This window comes from Achromobacter animicus, from assembly GCF_902859585.1.
Taxonomy (GTDB): domain Bacteria; phylum Pseudomonadota; class Gammaproteobacteria; order Burkholderiales; family Burkholderiaceae_B; genus Achromobacter; species Achromobacter animicus.
The window spans coordinates 707268-724732 of the sequence record NZ_CADIJM010000002.1 but is presented as its reverse complement, the minus strand read 5'-3'; the positions used below and the strand labels follow the sequence as shown (position 1 = coordinate 724732).

Annotated in this window: 18 protein-coding genes; 6 read left to right on the top strand and 12 right to left on the bottom strand. The window is 66.7% G+C overall.

The genetic code is table 11. The features are described 5' to 3' along the window. Positions 1 to 13: 13 nt before the first annotated feature. Genes HV681_RS08135 through HV681_RS08125 form a run of 3 tightly spaced genes read left to right on the top strand, consistent with a single transcriptional unit; the run spans position 14 to position 2468 of the window. Positions 14 to 997, top strand: a complete 984-nt coding sequence (locus tag HV681_RS08135; RefSeq protein ID WP_175122581.1) for a branched-chain amino acid ABC transporter permease — start codon at positions 14 to 16, stop codon at positions 995 to 997. Then, positions 994 to 1761: an ABC transporter ATP-binding protein gene (locus tag HV681_RS08130; RefSeq protein WP_175122580.1), complete on the top strand. Its 768-nt coding sequence runs from the start codon at positions 994 to 996 to the stop codon at positions 1759 to 1761. The genes HV681_RS08135 and HV681_RS08130 overlap by 4 nt, the downstream gene beginning before the upstream one ends. Continuing rightward, a complete protein-coding gene (locus HV681_RS08125; RefSeq protein ID WP_175122579.1) occupies positions 1758 to 2468 on the top strand; it encodes an ABC transporter ATP-binding protein in 711 nt (236 codons plus the stop codon). Before HV681_RS08130 ends, HV681_RS08125 begins: the two co-directional genes overlap by 4 nt. A gap of 23 nt (positions 2469 to 2491) precedes the next feature. On the opposite strand, the gene HV681_RS08120 is transcribed toward HV681_RS08125, so the two are convergent. The 9 genes from HV681_RS08120 to HV681_RS08080 all read right to left on the bottom strand — a co-directional run bounded on the left by HV681_RS08120 (position 2492) and on the right by HV681_RS08080 (position 12407). Then, entirely contained in the window at positions 2492 to 3547 is a 1056-nt protein-coding gene (locus HV681_RS08120) for an Ldh family oxidoreductase (RefSeq protein WP_175122578.1), read from the bottom strand. A gap of 9 nt (positions 3548 to 3556) precedes the next feature. Beyond that, complete coding sequence (locus HV681_RS08115) at positions 3557 to 5077, bottom strand: mannitol dehydrogenase family protein (RefSeq protein ID WP_175122577.1); 1521 nt, start codon at positions 5075 to 5077, stop codon at positions 3557 to 3559. 59 nt (positions 5078 to 5136) lie between these two features. Continuing rightward, the gene (locus HV681_RS08110) at positions 5137 to 6672 is read right to left on the bottom strand and encodes a UxaA family hydrolase (RefSeq protein WP_175122576.1); all 1536 of its coding nucleotides are present in this window, start codon (positions 6670 to 6672) and stop codon (positions 5137 to 5139) included. A 32-nt stretch (positions 6673 to 6704) separates the two neighbouring features. Then, on the bottom strand, positions 6705 to 7571 hold the full coding sequence (locus HV681_RS08105) for a fumarylacetoacetate hydrolase family protein (protein WP_175122575.1): 867 nt from the start codon (positions 7569 to 7571) through the stop codon (positions 6705 to 6707). A 31-nt stretch (positions 7572 to 7602) separates the two neighbouring features. After that, positions 7603 to 8349 carry an SDR family oxidoreductase gene (locus HV681_RS08100; RefSeq protein ID WP_175122574.1) on the bottom strand — a complete coding sequence of 249 codons (747 nt, stop codon included), beginning with the start codon at positions 8347 to 8349 and terminating at the stop codon, positions 7603 to 7605. A gap of 12 nt (positions 8350 to 8361) precedes the next feature. Then, positions 8362 to 9771, bottom strand: a complete 1410-nt coding sequence (locus tag HV681_RS08095) for a TRAP transporter large permease (RefSeq protein WP_175122573.1) — start codon at positions 9769 to 9771, stop codon at positions 8362 to 8364. Between the two features lie 64 nt (positions 9772 to 9835). Beyond that, on the bottom strand, positions 9836 to 10462 hold the full coding sequence (locus HV681_RS08090) for a TRAP transporter small permease (RefSeq protein WP_175122572.1): 627 nt from the start codon (positions 10460 to 10462) through the stop codon (positions 9836 to 9838). 117 nt (positions 10463 to 10579) lie between these two features. Then, positions 10580 to 11554, bottom strand: a complete 975-nt coding sequence (locus tag HV681_RS08085; protein WP_175122571.1) for a sialic acid TRAP transporter substrate-binding protein SiaP — start codon at positions 11552 to 11554, stop codon at positions 10580 to 10582. 139 nt (positions 11555 to 11693) lie between these two features. After that, on the bottom strand, positions 11694 to 12407 hold the full coding sequence (locus tag HV681_RS08080) for a FadR/GntR family transcriptional regulator (RefSeq protein WP_175122570.1): 714 nt from the start codon (positions 12405 to 12407) through the stop codon (positions 11694 to 11696). Between the two features lie 173 nt (positions 12408 to 12580). On the opposite strand from HV681_RS08080, the gene HV681_RS08075 reads away from it, so the two are divergent. The 3 genes from HV681_RS08075 to pyrF are packed head-to-tail and all read left to right on the top strand — an operon-like array spanning position 12581 to position 15172. Further along, the gene (locus tag HV681_RS08075; RefSeq protein ID WP_056325453.1) at positions 12581 to 12979 is read left to right on the top strand and encodes a diacylglycerol kinase; all 399 of its coding nucleotides are present in this window, start codon (positions 12581 to 12583) and stop codon (positions 12977 to 12979) included. Positions 12980 to 13028: 49 nt separating this feature from the next. Next, positions 13029 to 14348: an NAD(P)/FAD-dependent oxidoreductase gene (locus HV681_RS08070; RefSeq protein ID WP_175122569.1), complete on the top strand. Its 1320-nt coding sequence runs from the start codon at positions 13029 to 13031 to the stop codon at positions 14346 to 14348. A 5-nt stretch (positions 14349 to 14353) separates the two neighbouring features. Then, positions 14354 to 15172: an orotidine-5'-phosphate decarboxylase gene (pyrF, locus tag HV681_RS08065; protein WP_175122568.1), complete on the top strand. Its 819-nt coding sequence runs from the start codon at positions 14354 to 14356 to the stop codon at positions 15170 to 15172. Positions 15173 to 15307: 135 nt separating this feature from the next. On the opposite strand, the gene HV681_RS08060 is transcribed toward pyrF, so the two are convergent. From HV681_RS08060 to thiL, 3 genes are all read right to left on the bottom strand, one after another. Further along, on the bottom strand, positions 15308 to 15874 hold the full coding sequence (locus HV681_RS08060) for a CinA family protein (protein WP_175122567.1): 567 nt from the start codon (positions 15872 to 15874) through the stop codon (positions 15308 to 15310). Further along, positions 15871 to 16377, bottom strand: coding sequence for a phosphatidylglycerophosphatase A family protein (locus HV681_RS08055; protein ID WP_056558833.1), 507 nt, complete (start codon positions 16375 to 16377; stop codon positions 15871 to 15873). The genes HV681_RS08060 and HV681_RS08055 overlap by 4 nt, the downstream gene beginning before the upstream one ends. A gap of 63 nt (positions 16378 to 16440) precedes the next feature. Continuing rightward, entirely contained in the window at positions 16441 to 17406 is a 966-nt protein-coding gene (thiL, locus tag HV681_RS08050; RefSeq protein WP_175122566.1) for a thiamine-phosphate kinase, read from the bottom strand. Positions 17407 to 17465: the final 59 nt, after the last annotated feature.

The following is a 17465-nucleotide window of genomic DNA, read 5'->3' as shown; positions in this document are numbered from 1 at the left end:
GGACGGCGACGCCATGTTCACGTTATCTCCCCGCACGCTGGCCGCCGCCGCGCTGCTGCTGTTGTTCGCCCTGGTGCCCGTGTACGCGCAGTGGCAGGGCGAACCGTTTCTGTTGGCGTTGTTCGGCCGCGTGCTGGTCTACGGCATTGCGGCGCTGGCGCTCAATCTGCTGCTGGGCTATGGCGGCATGGTGAGCTTCGGCCATGCGCTGTATCTTGGCCTGGGCGCCTATTCCGTCGGCGTGCTTTCGCACTACGGCATCGAAAGCGGCTGGTGGCATCTTGCTGGCGCCATCGGCGCGTGTGCGGTTGTCGGGATCGTCAGTGGCTATGTGGTCATGCGCACCAACGGCATCGCGTTCATCATGATTACGCTCGCCTTCGCCCAGATGTTCTATTTTCTGGCCACGGGGCTGGAAGGCTTTGGCGGCGACGACGGCATGTCGCTCTTTGCCGGCAGCGACTTCGGTCTCTTCCGGCTGGACACGCCGCTCGCGCTGTATTGCACGGCCTTCGGCGTGCTGTTGCTGGTGCTGTGGCTGATGCACCGGTTGATCCACGCGCCCTTCGGCATGGCCCTGCGCGGCTGCCAGGCCAACGAGCGCCGCATGCGCGCGCTGGGCTTTCCCACGCTGCGGTACCGGCTTGCCGCCTATGTGATCTCCGCCGTCATCTGCGGCGTCGCGGGCGTGTTGTTGGCGAACCTGACCATGTACGTTTCGCCGTCTTACCTGGCGTGGACGACCTCCGGCGAACTGATCGTGATGGTGGCGCTAGGCGGCATCGGCACGCTGTTCGGCCCGGTGGCGGGCGCGCTGGCGTTCCTGCTGCTGGAGGAAGGATTGAAGCTCATCACCGAGCACTGGATGCTGGTCATGGGCCTCTTGATCGTCGGCGTGGTGCTTGCCTCGCGGCGCGGTGTCTATGGCAGCCTGTCGGCCGCGCCGTGGCGTCTGCCCAGCAAGGCGGCTCGCCATCCCACCGGAGAGCCGCAATGAGCGCCTTGCGCATCGAGAACCTGGAAAAGCGCTACGGCGGGCTGACGGTCACCGACAAGCTGTCGCTGGACGTGGCCAGCGGCGAACTGCACGCCGTGATCGGCCCCAACGGCGCCGGCAAGACCACGCTGATCGGGCAGCTGAGCGGCGAGCTTCGGCCCGACGCCGGACGCGTGCTGCTCGACGGCAGGGATGTCACGCGCATGCCGGTGGAAAAACGCGTGCGACACGGCCTGGCGCGCTCGTATCAGATCACCTCGGTCTTCAAACCGTTCACCGCGCTGGAGAATGTGGCGATGGCGGTGCAGGCGCGGCGCGGCCATAGCTTCCGGTTCTGGCGGCCCGTGCTGTCAACACCAGCATTGACCGAACCCGCCCGCGAGGCGCTGGCCCTGGCCGGCCTGTCGGCGCGCGAAGGCACGCCGGCCAGCGAACTGGCGCACGGCGAATTGCGACAGCTTGAACTGGCCATGGTGCTGGCGTGCCAGCCGTCGCTACTGCTGCTGGACGAGCCCATGGCGGGCATGAGCCAGCACGAATCCGAGGCCATGACGCGACTGCTGCTGTCGCTGCGCGGCCGCTACACGATCCTCCTGGTGGAACACGACATGCAGGCCGTCTTCGCCCTGTCCGACCGCATCACCGTGCTGGTGTACGGCCGCGCGCTCGCGTGCGGCACCGCCGACCAGATCCGCGACGATCCGCAGGTTCGCGAATGCTATCTGGGCAGCGAACGCGGCCGCCCCCGGGAGGCGCGCGCATGACTGCCCTGCTCTCGCTGCGCGGCGTCACCGCGCATTACGGCGCCAGCCAGGCGCTCTTCGGCATTGACCTGGACATCGCGCCGGGAGAATTTGTGACCCTGCTGGGACGCAACGGGATGGGCAAGTCCACCACCGTCAAGGCGGTGATGGGCCTGAATTCCGCCTCGCGCGGCGCCATCACTTTCGATGGCGTGGACATCGGGCGGCTGCCTTCCTACAAGGTGGCGCAGCGCGGCATCGGGCTGGTGCCCGAAGGCCGCCATGTCTTTCCCAATCTGTCGGTGCGAGAGAACCTGGTGGCCACCGCGCACAACCGGCAAGGCGCGGCGCAGCCCTGGACGCTGGAACGGGTGTACGCGCTGTTCCCGCGCCTGTCTGAACGCGCCAAACACCTGGGCAGCCACCTGTCGGGCGGCGAACAGCAGATGCTGGCCATCGGCCGCGCATTGCTGACCAATCCCCGGCTGCTGATTCTGGATGAAGCGACCGAAGGGCTCGCGCCCGTGGTGCGCGAAGAAATCTGGGCCGCGCTGGACACGCTGAAGCAGACCGGTCTGGCCGTGCTGTGCATCGACAAGAACCTGGAGCCGCTGCTGGCCACCGCCGACCGCCACGCCATCGTGGAAAAGGGGCGCGTTGCGTGGACGGGTACGTCGCAGGAATTCCTGGACGACGAAGCGCGGCTGCTGCAGTACCTGGGGGTGTAGGAACAGGACCGCGCGTTACGCCACTACGCCTGGCGCGTCGCCGGCAGCGCGACGCCCAGCCGGCTGCTCCAGGCCTGCATCTCGTCCCACAGCGCGGGCGGCACGGGCAGACCTAGCTGTTGCCGTTCCCGCTCGTGGTCGGCCTCCGGATCACCGGGCATGCGGGGCGCGCCCGGCGCCTGCGACAGCTCGACGGCCATCCCCGCCACCACCGCAGCCAGCGCCGCGCCCCCGGCAAAGCGCGCCGGATCAATGACGATGAAGAACGCGCCCAGTTCGCGCGGCTGGTCCAGCGCCTCGTACATCGACGAGATGTGCGGGCCGAACGGATTGCCGTTGAGCGGTCCGCACAGCAGCTCGACCATCATCGCAAGGCCATAGCCCTTGTAGCCGTATTCCTCGCCGCCCAGGGGTCGCAGGGCGCGTGCGGCCTGCGCGTCGGTGCAGTCCGCGCCGTTCTCGTCCAGCGCCACACCCGCCGGCAACGCGACCCCGTCGCGCCGGGCATTCATGACGCGGTTCCACGGAATGGCGGTCGTGGCCATGTCCAGGCATAGCGGCGCGCCGTCCGCACGCGGAAAGGCCAGCGAGATGGGATTGGTGCCGAAGAAGGCTGCACGCCCGCCATAGGGCGCGGCGATCGAATCCGAGTGAGTGAAAGCAATGCCGATCAAGCCCTGCCGGGCCGCCGCACGGCTGTACAGCCCGATCGCCCCGCAGTGCGAGGAATCGCTGACGCCGACCGCCGCCACGCCGGTCTCACGGGCCATCTCGATGGCCAACGCATTGGCCCGATGCGCCACCACGATGCCCTGCCCCCGGCCGCCATGCACCTGCGCCGTGCCCGGCCCGGTGCGTTCGATGCGCACGTCGGGCCGCGCCAGGATCGAGCCGTGCGCCACGCGATTCAGGTAATGCGGCAGCCGCGCGATGCCGTGCGAATCGATGCCCCACAGACTGGTCTGCGCCAGACTGTGCGCCAGGCACCGCGCGTCGTCGGCGGAAAAGTCCTGCGCCAGCAGGCACGCCTCGGCCCAGCGTTCCCAATCATCGGCGGTCACGCGGCTGCCGGCGTCCATGCGGGTCTCCTAGGTGGCTGCCTTCACGGCGTGGAGGACGCCGTGTTCGCGCAGCGCTTCAAGATGCTTGGTCAGGCACTCAACGAACACGGCCGAATCGCCCAGGTCGCCGAACACGGGTTTGAAGCGCGCCAGCACCGTCGCGCGCCGCTGCGCCGCCTGCGACGGCTTGGCGGCATGCGCGGCCACCTCGGCGCGCGACAGCAGGCGGTCCAGCCGTGCCGCGATCGGATCCTGAATGGCGTAAACGCCGCCCTGCTCGTCTTCGCCGCGCAGGTAGTTCAGCCACGCGGCCACCGCCAGGCACAGGCGATCGATGCCATGGCCAGCGCGCAGGCGGTCTCGGATCGTGTCCAGCAGGCGTTGCGGCAGCTTCTGCGACCCGTCCATGGCGATCTGCGACAGCGGATGCGGCAGCGCAGGGTTGGAAATCCGGTTCAGGAAGCGCAGACGGTACTCGACCAGCCCTGCATCGGGAATGCCGCGCAGGGTGGGCGCGATCTCCTCGCGCATCATGGCCTCGATGAAGGAGCGCAGCGCCGGCGTGTTGGCGGCGTCGGCCATGGTGTGCAGGCCCAGGGTCGCGCCCAGGTAGGCCAGCGCCGAATGCGGCCCGCTGACCATGCGCAGCTTCAGCCGTTCATAGGGTGCCGCGTTGCTCACGAAGGTCGCGCCGCCCTGCGCGTCCCACGCCGGGCGGCCGGCGGCGAACTTGTCTTCGATGACCCAGTTCAGGTAGGGCTCACCCAGCACGGGCCAGGCGTCCTCGACGCCCAGGCGGCCGGCGATCCGCTGGCGGTCCTGGTCTTCGGTGGCCGGCACGATGCGGTCGACCATGGAATTCGGGAACGTGCAATTGCGGTCGATCCAGTCGGCCAGCGTCACGTCCACCCGCAGCGCAAACGCCAGCACCAGGCTGCGCAGCGTATCGCCGTTGCCGCGCAAGTTGTCGCATGACATCAGCGTGATCGGCGGCAGGCCGCGCTCGCGGCGCAAGGCCAGACCGTGCACCAGAATGCCGATGGTGCTGCGGGGCCGGATGGGGTCTTCCAGGTCGTGCAGGATGTCGGGATCGTCCCAGCGCAGGTGGCCGGTGGCGGGTTCGTGGCTGTAGCCCTTTTCCGTCACGGTCAGGCTGACGATGCGAGTCTGCGGGTACGCGATGCGTTCGAGGACCGCGTTGGGGTCTTCGTCGGCCACCATCACGCGCAGCACGGAACCGACGATGCGCAGGTGTTCGCGGTCCTGCCCGTCCGGGCCGGCGTCGCGCACGGCAAGGGTATACAGGCCGTCCTGCGGCGTCAGCGCATCGCGCGTGGCGGGATGGCGCAGGGACACGCCCAGGATGCCCCAGCTCAGGTCGCCACTGGCCTGCATGGCCTGGTCCGTGACCACCGCTTGATGCGCCCGGTGAAAAGCGCCCAATCCCAGATGGACGATGCCCGGCGTCAGCCGGCTGCGGTCGTAGCTGGGCTTTTCCACGTCGGCGGGCAGACGCGGCAATGACTCGGAATTCAGACGTTCAAGCATGGGTGCGCAATGTCTAAAAGGGGCGACGCCAGGGTATAGCACGCCCCGAGCCGTCTTCGCTACATCACCGCGCCAAGTTGCCACGGAACGAATTCGTTTTGCCCGTAGCCATGCGTCTCGCTGCGGGTGCGACGGCCCGACGCCGTCTGCAGCATGAGCTGAAAAATTCGCTCGCCCATCTGCGCCACGCTCTGCGCGCCGTCGACCACTTCGCCGCAATTGATGTCGATGTCGTCGGCCTGGCGCTGCCACAGCGCCGTGTTGGTGGACAACTTGAGCGAGGGTGCGGGCGCGCAGCCATAGGCGGACCCGCGGCCGGTCGTAAAGCAGATCAGGTTGGCGCCACCGGCCACCTGGCCGGTGGCCGAGACCGGGTCGTAGCCCGGGGTGTCCATGAAGACCAGCCCGCGGGTGTGCACGGGCTCGGCGTATTCATAGACATCAGTGAGGTTGGTTGTGCCGCTCTTGGCGATGGCGCCCAGCGATTTTTCCAGGATGGTGGTCAGGCCGCCCGCCTTGTTGCCGGCCGAGGGGTTGTTGTCCATCTCGGCGTCATTGCGGGCGCAGTAGTCTTCCCACCAGCGCACGCGCGCCAGCAGTTTTTCGGCCACGGCGGGCGTCTGCGCCCGGCGCGTCAACAGGTGTTCGCCACCGTAGATCTCAGGCGTCTCGGACAGGATCGCCGTGCCGCCATGGCGCACCAGCAGGTCCACCGCCGCGCCCAGCGCCGGGTTGGCGCTGATGCCGGAATAGCCGTCCGACCCGCCGCATTGCAGCCCCACGGTCAGGTGGCTGGCGGGCACGGCCTGGCGCTCGACGCGATTGGCCTGCTCCAGCATGCGTTCAACCAGTTCGATCCCGCGCGCCACCGTCTTGCGCGTGCCGCCCGTGTCCTGGATGTTGAACGTGTGGAGCATGCCGCTTTCGCGCAGATGCTCCTGCTCCATCAGCCCGCCGATCTGGTTGGTCTCGCAGCCCAGCCCCACGACCATCAGCCCGCCAAAGTTGGCATGCCGCGCGTAGCCGCCCAGCGTGCGCCGCAGCACGCGCAGCGGTTCGCCGTCGCTGCCGGTGGCACAGCCCGCGCCGTGCGTCAGCGCCACGACGCCGTCCACGTTCGGACAGGCGGCCAACGCCTCGGGCCGGATGTCGCGGCGGAAGTGGTCGGCGATGGCGCGGGCCACCGTGGCCGAACAGTTCACGCTGGTCAGGATGCCGATGTAGTTGCGGGTGGCGATGCGGCCGTCGGCGCGCACGATGCCGTCAAACATGGCCGGCGCGTCCACAAAGTCCGTCGGATGCGCATCCTGCCCGACCGCGTAATCACGCTCGAAGTCCGAGAACTCCAGGTTCTGCGTGTGGACGTGCTGACCGGGCGCGATGTCCTGCCGCGCCACGCCGATGATCTGGTTGTAGCGGCGCACCGGCTCGCCGGCCGCGATGGCGCGCACCGCCACCTTGTGGCCGGGCGGCACCAGCCCCACGACCGTCACGCCCTCGCCTTCCAGCCGCGTGCCGCTGACTAGCTGGCGCCGGGCGATCACCACGTTGTCCGCCGGGTGGATGCGTATGACTGCGGTATCGGTCTGCGACATGAGGACTCCGGAAGGCAAGAGGGCGAAGCGGATCAGCCGTCGATCAGCGCGGGATCCCAGGCGTGGACGCGCTGGCGCTGTTCACCCAGGCCGGCGATGCCCAGTTTCATCTCGTCGCCCGCCTTCAGGTAGACGGGCGCGGGCTTCTGGCCCATGCCCACGCCGGGCGGCGTGCCGGTGCTGATGAGGTCTCCGGGATACAGCGTCATGAAGCGGCTGACGTACGACACCAGCTGCGCGACGCCGAACACCATGGTGCGGGTACTGCCGTTCTGGTAGCGCTTGCCGTTGACCTCCAGCCACATCTCCAGGTCCTGCGGATTCGGGATTTCATCGGCCGTCGCCAGCCAGGGGCCGATGGGGCCGAACGTGTCGCAGCCCTTGCCCTTGTCCCAGGTGCCGCCGCGTTCGATCTGGTATTCGCGCTCGGACACGTCGTTGACCACGCAGTAGCCGGCCACGTGCTTCATGGCGTCGGCCTCGCTGACATAGCGGGCCTTCTCGCCGATCACCACACCCAGCTCGACCTCCCAGTCCGACTTGACCGAATCCTGCGGCAGCACGACCGCATCGTTGCAGCCCACCACGGCCGATGTCGTCTTCATGAAGATGACGGGTTCGGCCGGCACCGGCAGTCCGGACTCGGCGGCGTGGTCCGCGTAGTTCAGGCCGATGCAGATGAACTTGCCCATGCCGCTCCACGGCGGTGCCACGCGGCCCGGTTGCGACACCAGGGGCAGCGATGCCGGATCCAGCGCGCGCAGTTCCGCCAGCTTGGCGGGCACGAGCGTCTGGGCGGTGATGTCGGCAATGACGGACGACAGGTCGCGGACCTGGCCCTGGGCGTCGATCAGCGCGGGCTTTTCTGCGCCCTTGGCGCCATATCGCATCAGTTTCATAGCGGTTTCCTTGTTGCTGGAAAAAGAGAAGTCAGTTGGACCAGCCGCCGTCAATCACTTGCGCGGTGCCGGTAGTGAAGGCGGATTCGTCGCTGGCAAGATACACCGCCAGCGCGGCGATCTCTTCGGCGCGTCCGATGCGGCCCATCGGCTGGCGCGCGGTGAAGGCGGCCTCGACCGCCGCGACAGGCTGGCCGCTGGCCAGCGCCTGCGCGTCGATGCGCTGGCGCAAGGACGGCGACTCGACGGTGCCCGGGCAGATCGCGTTGCAGCGGATGCCCTGGCCCACGTAGTCGGCGGCGACCGCCTTGGTCAGGCCGATGACGGCTGCCTTGGTGGCGCCGTAGGCGCAGCGGTTGGGCGCGCCCTTGATGCTGCCGGCCACCGACGCCATGTTGACGATGGACCCCGAGCCACGCGCCAACATCGCCGGCAGGCAGGCGCGGATCAGCAGATACATCGAGCGCACGTTCAGGTTGAACGAAAAATCCCAGGCGTCCTCGTCGCAGTCCAGAATGGTGCCGGCGTGCACGAAGCCCGCGCCATTGAACAGCACATCGACCGCCCCCGCGTCCTGCGCCAGCGCGCGCACCGCGCGGGCGTCGGTCACGTCCAGCACCTGCGTGCGGCAGCCGGAAAGGGTTTCCAGCGCGGCCCCGTTCAGGTCCACGGCCAGCACGTCGGCGCCCTCATTCGCGTAGGCCATTGCCACGGCGCGCCCAATACCCTGCCCGGCGGCGGTGACGATGGCGGTCTTGCCTTGCAGTCTTCCTGACATGTTCGCGGTTCCTTATTTGCCGGCCATGCCCATCGCGGTGGGCAGCCACAGGGTGATCTGGGGGACGTAGGTGATGGCGATCAGGGCCACGAACAGCGGCACCAGCCACGGCAGGATGGCCATCGTGGTGCGCTCGACCGACAGCTTGGCCACCCGCGCCAGCACGAACAGCACCATGCCCATGGGCGGATGCAGCAGGCCGATCATCAGGTTCAGCGTCATGATGAGCCCGAAGTGGATCGGATCGATGCCCAGTTTCAGCACGATGGGCAGCAGGATCGGCACGAGGATTGTGATGGCCGCAATGGTGTCGATGAAGCACCCGACGATCAGGATCAGAATGTTCGCCATCAGCAGGAACACCCACTTGTTCTGCGTCACGCTCAGGATCGCGTCCGTCAACGCCTGCGCGGCCTGCGTCGTGGTCAGCAGCCACGCAAACACCGACGCGGCCGTCACGATGAACAGGACGGACGCGGTGGTCTCGATGGTGTCGAACGAGGCCTTGGCCAGCGTCTTGAACGTCATGGAGCGATAGCGCACCAGCCCCAGGAACAGCGCCCAGATCACGGCGGCCACCGCGGCTTCCGTGGGCGTGAACCAGCCCAGCGTCATGCCGCCGATCAGGATCACCGGCGCCATCAGCGCCATGACCGCCGAGAAGTTGAACTTCCAGTCCAGCAGCAGCAGGGCTGCGAACGAGATGCCGGTGGCGATGTTGGGCGACACACCCGCCAGCGTCATCAGCCAGATCGACAGCGGAAACGCCAGCACGATCAGCACTTCCAGCCCCGCGCCGCCCAGCCGCTTCCAGTTGAACGCCACGTCGCCGCCCCAGTTGTTGCGGCGCGCGTAGTAGGCGACGGTGAGCATCATCAGGATGGTCAGCACCAGGCCGGGGATCAGGCCTGCCAGGAACAGCGACCCGATCGACACGTTGGCCATCATGCCGTAGATGACGAACGGCAGCGACGGCGGAATGATGGGACCCAGCGTGGCCGACGCGGCCGTCACCCCGACCGCGAACTCGGTCTGGTAGCCGTGGTCCTTCATGGCCTTGATCTCGATGGTGCCCAGGCCCGCAGCGTCGGCGATGGCGGTGCCCGACATGCCCGCAAACACCACCGAGCCGATGATGTTCACCTGCCCCAGCCCGCCACGCATCCAGCCGACCAGCGCCACCGCGAAGTTGTAGATGCGGCCCGTGATGCCGGCGATGTTCATCAGGTTGCCGGCCAGGATGAAGAACGGCACGGCCAGCAGCGGAAACGACTCGACGCCCGCGATCATGCGTTGGGCAATGACGACGTCCGGCACGCTGCCGGAGATCAGGATGAACAGCAGGGACGCGCCTGCCATGGACACCGCCACCGGCAGTCCCATGATCATCAACAGCAGAAAGCTTCCTATCAGGGTGCCCATGTGTCGCTCCTGGCAAGGCACTGCGGATTGGGGGAGGTTCTGTCCAGCGATTCAGTGCAGCAATTCAATCCAGCGACTCATAGGCCGCGGGATTCTCCAGGATCGAATAGCCCTGCCGCCAGTTCTGCCAAGACACCTGCAACGATCGCAGGAACATCATGGCGAACCCGGCCAGCGCCACCCAGTACACGAAGGCCTTGTTCCAGAACAGCGTGGTCATGGGCTCGTCGCCCACCAGCACGATGTAGCGGTACGTCAGCCACACGGCATAGCCAAAAAAGGCCGTGCGCAAGATGTCGATCAGCGTGGACAGCACGCGGCCGGCGGGCTTGGGCAGGTAGCGGTAAAGAAAGTCCACCTGGATGTGGCGGCACGCGCGCACGCACATCGCCGATCCCAGGAACACCACGCCGATCAGGCAGTACACCGCCAGCTCCTCGGTCCAGGCGTACGAATCGTTCAGCACGTAGCGCGAAAAGAACTGCAGGAAGACCAATAGCGCCATCGCCCAGAACATCGCCAGACAGATCCAGTCTTCCGGCTGGTAGCCGGCCAGGCTGACTTCGTGATGATCGGCTTCCTCGAAACTCTGGACGATCTCGTCCACCGAGGAGACGTGATGCGGGCCGGGCGGCTGTTCCGGCGGATGGCTGACGGCCGCCATCGGCGCGGCCTTCGCGTTGGAGTGCATGGAATTCCCCTCGTGCGGGATCGGTCAAGCTATCGCGTCAGGCGATTGCCGGAAGCGATGCGGTCAGGCGCTGCATTCAGGCGCAGCGGGCCGCGGCAACGGCCCGCCCGCCGTGGTTCACTTCACCGCCTGGATTTTTTCCCAGTCCGACTTCTCGTAGCCGTACTGCTTGAACGGCACCTTCTCCAGCACGGTATTGCGGAAGTCGTCGATATTGACCTCGGCCACCGTCAGGCCACGCTGTTTGAACACGTCGACCATCTTTTTCTCGGACGCCGCCACCTCGGCCGACGCCTTTTCCGCGGCCTGCTGCGCGACTTCCGCAAAGATCTTCTTGTCCTCGTCCGACAGGCTCTTCCAGAGCTTGCCGGAGATCACCGTGTTCAGGTGATCGACGATGTGGCCCGTGAGGATGATGTTCTTCTGCACCTCGTAGAACTTCTTGGCCTCGATCGTGGTCAGGGGATTTTCCTGCGCCTCGACCGTGCCGTTCTGCAGGGCCAGGTAAACCTCGGCAAACGCAATGGGCGCGGTATTGGCGCCACAGGCACGCGGCATGGCCAGGTACGCGGCCACGTCCGGGACGCGGATCTTCAGGCCCTTCATCTCGCTGCACTTGGTGAACGGCTTGTTGGACGTCGTCTGGCGCGTGCCGTAATACGTGGTCGCGACGATGTGGTTGCCGCTCTTTTCGTCGTAGCCGCGCGTGAGCTCTTTGTAGATGTCGCTCTTGGTGTAGGCGATCAGGTGCTCGGGGCTGCGGAACGTGTAGGGATAGTAGGTGACGCCGATGCGCGGAAAACTCTTGGCCGCGAAGCTAGACCCGGAAATGATCATATCCACCGTGCCGAGCGTCAGGCCCTGGTTGATGTCGTTTTCCTTGCCCAGTTGCGAGGCCGGATAGACATCGATGTGATAGCGGCCGTTGGTGCGCTTCTCGATTTCCTGGGCGGCCCACACCGACGAGGTATGGAACGGTTCGGAAGTCTCGTACACGTGCGCCCACTTCAGTTTGGTCTGCGCCAGTGCAGAGCCGCTGACGGCTAGCGCGACGGCGGCAAACAGCACTTTGATAGCGTTGCTCGGCTTCATGTTGTCTCCTCTCTTTGAGGTGGCGGGCTCGGCGGCCACGCGTCATGTTTTACATATGGAGTTCACCTACTGGAGCTGCACCTTCGTACTGCGACTGCGATCTGCCATCGGCGCCCATACAGGGCGCCGGCAGCCATTGCTATTCAGCGCGCAACGCTTCGGCCGCGCCGGGCCAGCTGGCCATCAGGCGGTCGTACGAGCAGGAAAGATGGTCACGCATGGCGGCCCGCGCGCCCTGTTCGTCACCGGCCGCAATGGCGTCGATGACGCGGCGGTGTTCGGTGATGGCGACGGCCCAGCTGTCGGAATTCTCGAAGTAATCGCCCAGCTTCACGGAAAGCGGGTTGTGGCGTTCGTCGAAGAGTTCGCCCACGACACGCACCAGCACGGCGTTGTTGGCCATTTCGGCCACGCGCAGGTGAAACAGTCGGTCGCCGCGGATGGGCACGCTGCCGGCCCGTGCCTCGTCTTCCATGGCGTCGACGGCTTCGCGCAGGCCCTCCACCAGCGCGGGCACCGGATTCAGTGCGGCCTGCGCGGCCAGTTCGCTTTCGATGGTGCGGCGGGCGCGGATGGTTTCAAGGGGGCTTTCGGCGGTGAGGCTGGCGCGCGGTGCGACGCCCGGGCTTTGCACGTACACGCCCGAACCCATGCGCACTTCCACCCAGCCTTCGACCTCAAGCGCGATCAGCGCCTCGCGCACCGACGGCCGCGACACGCCCAGCTTCAGCGCCAGATCGCGCTCGGGCGGCAGCCGCGCACCGGCCGGAAACTCGCCGGCCTCGATCAGCAGGCGAAGCTGATCGGCGATCTGGCGATACAGGCGGCGAGGTTCGATGGTCTGAATCGGCATGAGGAAGACAGCTCGATGACAGGACGAAACGGTAAAGTGGCCTTACCAATTGACCAGAATCCTGCGCCTGCTGCCGTTGGGTCACAATTAGGGTTTGCCCATAGGCACGCGGTGTGCCACGCGGGCAACCCTTATCTGTTAAAAAGCCGCCACCACGGCTTTCTTCCGATTCCATGACCCACGATCCGCAACACTCGCCCTTCAAGAGCACCGGCGGCGCGCGCCGCATCCTCAATGCGCTGCGCTATTCCTGGCAGGGCCTGAAGGCGGCCGTCAAATACGAGGCGGCCTTCCGGCAGGAACTGGCCCTGGCCGTGCTGATGATTCCGGCGGCGTTCTTTCTGGGCCGCACCACGGTCGAAGTGTTCTTCCTGGTGGGCGTGGTGGTCATGGTGCTGGCGGCGGAACTGCTCAATTCCGCCATCGAAGCGCTCGCCGATGCGCTGTCCGTCGAACGCCATCCCCTGTTGGGGCGGGCCAAGGACCTGGGCAGCGCAGCGGTGATGCTGCTGCTGATATTCGCCGGAACGGTCTGGGTGGGGGTGGCCATCAGCCGTTTCGTCATGCATTGACACGGGTTCGCACCGCGACGGGGATGCAACTCTATTTATACTGGGAGCCATGATGCCTCAATCGACGTCAGCACCCTCCAAGCGCATCGTCATCGTCGGCGGTGGCGCAGGCGGCCTCGAACTGGCCGCCAAACTGGGCCGTACACACGGCCGCGAACACATCACTCTGGTCGATAGCCGCCCCTTCCATATCTGGAAACCTTCGCTGCATGAAGCGGCGGCGGGCACGCTGGACATCCACCAGGAAGGCCTTTCGTACCTGATGCTGGCTCACCTGGACGGCTTCTCGTTCACCCAGGGCCGCCTTGAAAGCATCGACCGCGAACGCCGGTTGATCACGGTGGACGCCGTCAACGACGCGCAAGGCCAGGAAGTCCTGCCGCGCCGCGAACTGGCGTACGACACGCTGGTGCTGGCGCTGGGCAGCACGTCCAACTTCTTCAACACGCCCGGCGCGGCTGAACATGCGGTCACGCTGGACACCACCGAAAACGCCGAGCAATTCCGCCTGACCATGCTCAAGGCCATGGCGTTGGTGGACCAGGCCAAGGTGCGCAATCCGTCCGCGCGCCTGGACCTGGTGATCGTCGGCGGCGGCGCCACCGGCGTGGAACTGGCGGTGGAACTGACCGAAGCCAGCCACGTCGTCAGCGCCTATGGCCTGCCGAACTTCCGCGCGGATCGCGATCTGGCGATCACGCTGGTCGAAGGCGCGCCGCGCATCCTGTCCGCCCTGCCCGAGAAGATTTCGGTCGCGGCGACTAAACGCCTGACCGAACTGGGCATCCGCGTCGAGACCGCCTGCCGTGTGTCCGAGGTAACGGACAACACCGTGCGCACGGCCGACGGCCGAGAATTTCCGGCGCAGTTGTGCATGTGGGCCGCGGGCATCAAAGGTCCGGCGCTCTTGGCCGACCTGGGATTGCCGCTGAACAAGCTGGGGCAGATCGAAGTCAACGAGCGGCTCGAAACGCCCGACCCGCACATCGTGGCGCTGGGCGATTGCTGCGCGGCGCCCTGGCGCGACGGCCGCACCGTGCCGGCCCGCGCGCAGGCCGCGCACCAGCAGGCCGACTACCTGGCCAAGAAACTGACGGCCCGGCTGCGCAACAACCCCGAGCCCACCGAGCCTTACGTCTACCAGGATCACGGGTCGCTGGTGTCCCTGGGCCAGGACGCCGGCGTAGGCAGTCTGATGGGCAAGCTGGCCGGACGGGGACTGTTCGTAAGCGGTACACTGGCGCGCCTGATGTACATGAGCCTGCACCTGATGCACCACCGCGCGGTGCTGGGCGCCTCGCGTACCGTCTCCCTCGCCCTGGCCCGCCTGCTGATGCGGCGTACGCGCCCGCGGGTCAAACTGCACTGAATCCCATGAATTTCCTGCAAAAACTCGAACACGCCTGGACCACCAGCAACTCGCTCCTGCAAGTCGGGCTGGATCCCGACCCGCAGCGCTTCCCGCGCGAATTGCAGGACAAGCCGGACGCCATCTTCCAGTTCTGCCGCGACATCGTCGACGCCACTGCGCCGTATGCCTGCAGCTTCAAGCCGCAGATCGCGTACTTTGCCGCGCACCGCGCCGAAGATCAGCTCGAAGCGCTGTGCCAGCACATCCGCGACAAGCACCCCGACCTGCCCATCGTGCTGGACGCCAAGCGCGGCGACATCGGCTCCACCGCCGAAAACTACGCCCGCGAAGCCTACGAGCGCTACCAGGCGCACGCGCTCACCGTCAGCCCGTACATGGGCCTGGATTCGGTGGAACCGTACCTGGCGTGGCGCGATCGCGGTGTGATCGTGCTGTGCCGCACGTCCAATCCCGGCGGCTCGGACCTGCAATTCCTGAAGATGGACAATGGCGAGCCGCTGTACCTGCACGTCGCGGGCCTGGTGGCCGACAAATGGAATGCCAACGGCCAATGCGGTCTGGTGGTGGGCGCCACGTTCCCGAATGAACTGGCCGCCGTGCGTCAGCGCATCGGCGACGCCCTGCCCCTGCTGGTGCCGGGCATCGGCGCACAGGGCGGCGACATCACCGCTACCGTGAACGCCGGCGCCAACGCGGCGCGCAACGGCATGATGATCAACTCGTCGCGCGCCATCATCTACGCCAGTGGCGGCGACGATTGGCGCGAGGCCTCCGCTGAAGCCGCCAAGGGCCTGCGCGACGCGATCAACGCGGTCCGCTGATTCGCCAGAAGCGGCAAAAGCCGCTGCACGGTGCGTAAGCGCACGGTGCAGCGGCTATTTTCATTTCAGCGCCGGGAATTTCTGCGCTGGCTTTTTAACGCCAGGATTCTGCGCCGGTAAAACAGGCGCGGGATTTCAGCGCCGGTTGATCGGCACGCCGGCAAATTCCAGCACCGCCCGCAGCGCGAACTCCACCGCCGCCTGGCGCACCTGTCCCCGGTCGCCCTGGAACACATGCGTCACCGCGCGGCTGCTGATCCCGTCGCCCACCCGCATGGCAAAGCCGAAGCACACCATGCCCACCGGTTTGCCCGGCGTGGCGCCGCCCGGACCGGCGATGCCGGTGGTCGACATCGCGACGTGCGCATTGGGCACGGCCAGCAGCACGCCGTTGGCCATTTCCAGCGCGATGGGTTCGCTGACCGCGCCAAAGTGATGCAGCGTTTCAGGCGACACCTCCAGTTCGGTAACCTTGGCGTCGTTGCTGTAAGTGACGAAGCCGCGCTCGAACCATTCGCTGGAACCGGCCACCGCGGTAATAGCGCCGGCCAACAGGCCGCCGGTGCAGGATTCGGCGGTGCCCAGCATCCACCCGTGCTGCCGCAGCACGTCGCCCAACCGTTCGGACAGGCCGAGTATCGTCGCTTCCGACAACTGCGCGGCCGACAGATTGGTCCGCGCGCCTTCAAGCTGATCGTTCATCCCAAGACTCCTGTGCGGGCTACCAGCGCCATCACCAGCAAGGCGTAGCCGGCAGCCACGATATCGTCCCACATGACTCCGAAGCCGCCCTTGATATGGGCGTCGAAGAACTTGATGGGTGGCGGCTTGACGATGTCGAACGTGCGGAACAGCACGAACGCCAGCGCCTGCGACAACCAACCGGCCGGCGTCAGCCACAGCACCAGCCAGAACGCCACCATCTCATCCCAGACCATTCCGACATGATCCGGCTGCTGGAGTTCTCGGCCGACTCGATGGCAGGCCCAGCATCCGTACAGAAATGCCAGGGCCAGGAACACGCCGATGGCCAGGTCCGACGCCGCAGGCGCCGCCGCCACCCAGATGCCCCAAGCAAGCAGCGTGCCCCACGTACCGGAGGCAGGTCGGATCAGTCCGCTGCCAAAGCCGAACGCGATCAGCCGGCCGGGATCACGGCAGACCCAGGACACGGCCGGGTACGCGGCCCGGCTGCGATCGCGCATGGAGGTGGAGTGCTTATCAGTGGAAGACATGGGAGTTGGGTCAGAACGACAGGAGGCCGCGGATCAGTCCGCGGGAAAGTGATCGAAGCCGGCGGGCAGGTCCGCCAGCGGCTGGCCGTGCGCATCTACGACGGTCATGCCGGGCTGCGGCAAAATCTCGCCCACGCGGGTCACCCGGGAGCCGGCAGACGCGGCGGCCGCCAGCAACGCTTCGCGCCGAGACGCTGGCGCGGTGAAACACAGTTGGTAGACGTCGCCACCGCCCAGCAGGGCGCGTTGCAGCGGCGCGGCATCCAGGCCCGACAGCGCAGGCGCCATGGGCAAGTCTGCAAACCGCAGGCAGGCGCCGGCGCGGCTGGCAGCCAAAATGTGGCCCAAGTCTTGCAACAGGCCGTCGGACAGGTCGATGGCTGCATTCGCGATGCCGCGCAGCGCAAGGCCCAGCGCCACTTGCGGCTCGGGCCACTCCAGCGCGCCCCGCGTGGCGGCCAGCAGCGCGGCGTCAGAAGGATATTGCCCGTCCAGCAGCCGATAGGCCACGTCGGCCGCGCCCAGTTCGCCAGACACCCAGATATCGTCGCCCGCCTGCGCCCCATCGCGGCGCAGCGCCTGCCCGGCCGGCACCGCGCCAAACACCGTCACACTGATCGCAAGATCGTGCGCGCTGCGCGTGGTGTCGCCACCAATAAGCGGACAGCCGTGGGCTGCCGCCAGCGCATGGAAGCCTTCAGCAAAGGCGGCCAACCAAGGTTCATGGAGGTGGGGCAACGCCAGCCCCAGCACGCAGCCAATCGGCCGCGCGCCCATGGCGGCGAGATCAGACAGATTCACCGCCAGAGCCTTGTGGCCCAGCGCTTTGGGATCAACATCGGGAAAAAAATGCCGGCCTTCCAGCAGCAGATCCGTGCTGGTGGCCACCTGTTCACCGGGCGGAACAGGAAACAGCGCGCAATCGTCGCCAACGCCCAGGAGGCCGTTCGGCGCGGCACGCGTGAAGTAGCGCGCAATCAGATCAAATTCAGACGCCACCGCGCCTCCTAAGCGGCGTTCAAGAATCGCCGTCGACTTCTAACGGGTGCCCCACAGCG

Bases quoted from the DNA above. Each gene is read 5' to 3' on its own strand.
- HV681_RS08135 (WP_175122581.1), top strand. From the start codon at position 14: ATGTTCACGTTATCTCCCCGCACGCTGGCCGCCGCCGCGCTGCTGCTG.
- HV681_RS08130 (WP_175122580.1), top strand. From the start codon at position 994: ATGAGCGCCTTGCGCATCGAGAACCTGGAAAAGCGCTACGGCGGGCTG.
- HV681_RS08125 (WP_175122579.1), top strand. From the start codon at position 1,758: ATGACTGCCCTGCTCTCGCTGCGCGGCGTCACCGCGCATTACGGCGCC.
- HV681_RS08120 (WP_175122578.1), bottom strand. From the start codon at position 3,547: ATGGACGCCGGCAGCCGCGTGACCGCCGATGATTGGGAACGCTGGGCC.
- HV681_RS08115 (WP_175122577.1), bottom strand. From the start codon at position 5,077: ATGCTTGAACGTCTGAATTCCGAGTCATTGCCGCGTCTGCCCGCCGAC.
- HV681_RS08110 (WP_175122576.1), bottom strand. From the start codon at position 6,672: ATGTCGCAGACCGATACCGCAGTCATACGCATCCACCCGGCGGACAAC.
- HV681_RS08105 (WP_175122575.1), bottom strand. From the start codon at position 7,571: ATGAAACTGATGCGATATGGCGCCAAGGGCGCAGAAAAGCCCGCGCTG.
- HV681_RS08100 (WP_175122574.1), bottom strand. From the start codon at position 8,349: ATGTCAGGAAGACTGCAAGGCAAGACCGCCATCGTCACCGCCGCCGGG.
- HV681_RS08095 (WP_175122573.1), bottom strand. From the start codon at position 9,771: ATGGGCACCCTGATAGGAAGCTTTCTGCTGTTGATGATCATGGGACTG.
- HV681_RS08090 (WP_175122572.1), bottom strand. From the start codon at position 10,462: ATGCACTCCAACGCGAAGGCCGCGCCGATGGCGGCCGTCAGCCATCCG.
- HV681_RS08085 (WP_175122571.1), bottom strand. From the start codon at position 11,554: ATGAAGCCGAGCAACGCTATCAAAGTGCTGTTTGCCGCCGTCGCGCTA.
- HV681_RS08080 (WP_175122570.1), bottom strand. From the start codon at position 12,407: ATGCCGATTCAGACCATCGAACCTCGCCGCCTGTATCGCCAGATCGCC.
- HV681_RS08075 (WP_056325453.1), top strand. From the start codon at position 12,581: ATGACCCACGATCCGCAACACTCGCCCTTCAAGAGCACCGGCGGCGCG.
- HV681_RS08070 (WP_175122569.1), top strand. From the start codon at position 13,029: ATGATGCCTCAATCGACGTCAGCACCCTCCAAGCGCATCGTCATCGTC.
- pyrF (WP_175122568.1), top strand. From the start codon at position 14,354: ATGAATTTCCTGCAAAAACTCGAACACGCCTGGACCACCAGCAACTCG.
- HV681_RS08060 (WP_175122567.1), bottom strand. From the start codon at position 15,874: ATGAACGATCAGCTTGAAGGCGCGCGGACCAATCTGTCGGCCGCGCAG.
- HV681_RS08055 (WP_056558833.1), bottom strand. From the start codon at position 16,377: ATGCGCGATCGCAGCCGGGCCGCGTACCCGGCCGTGTCCTGGGTCTGC.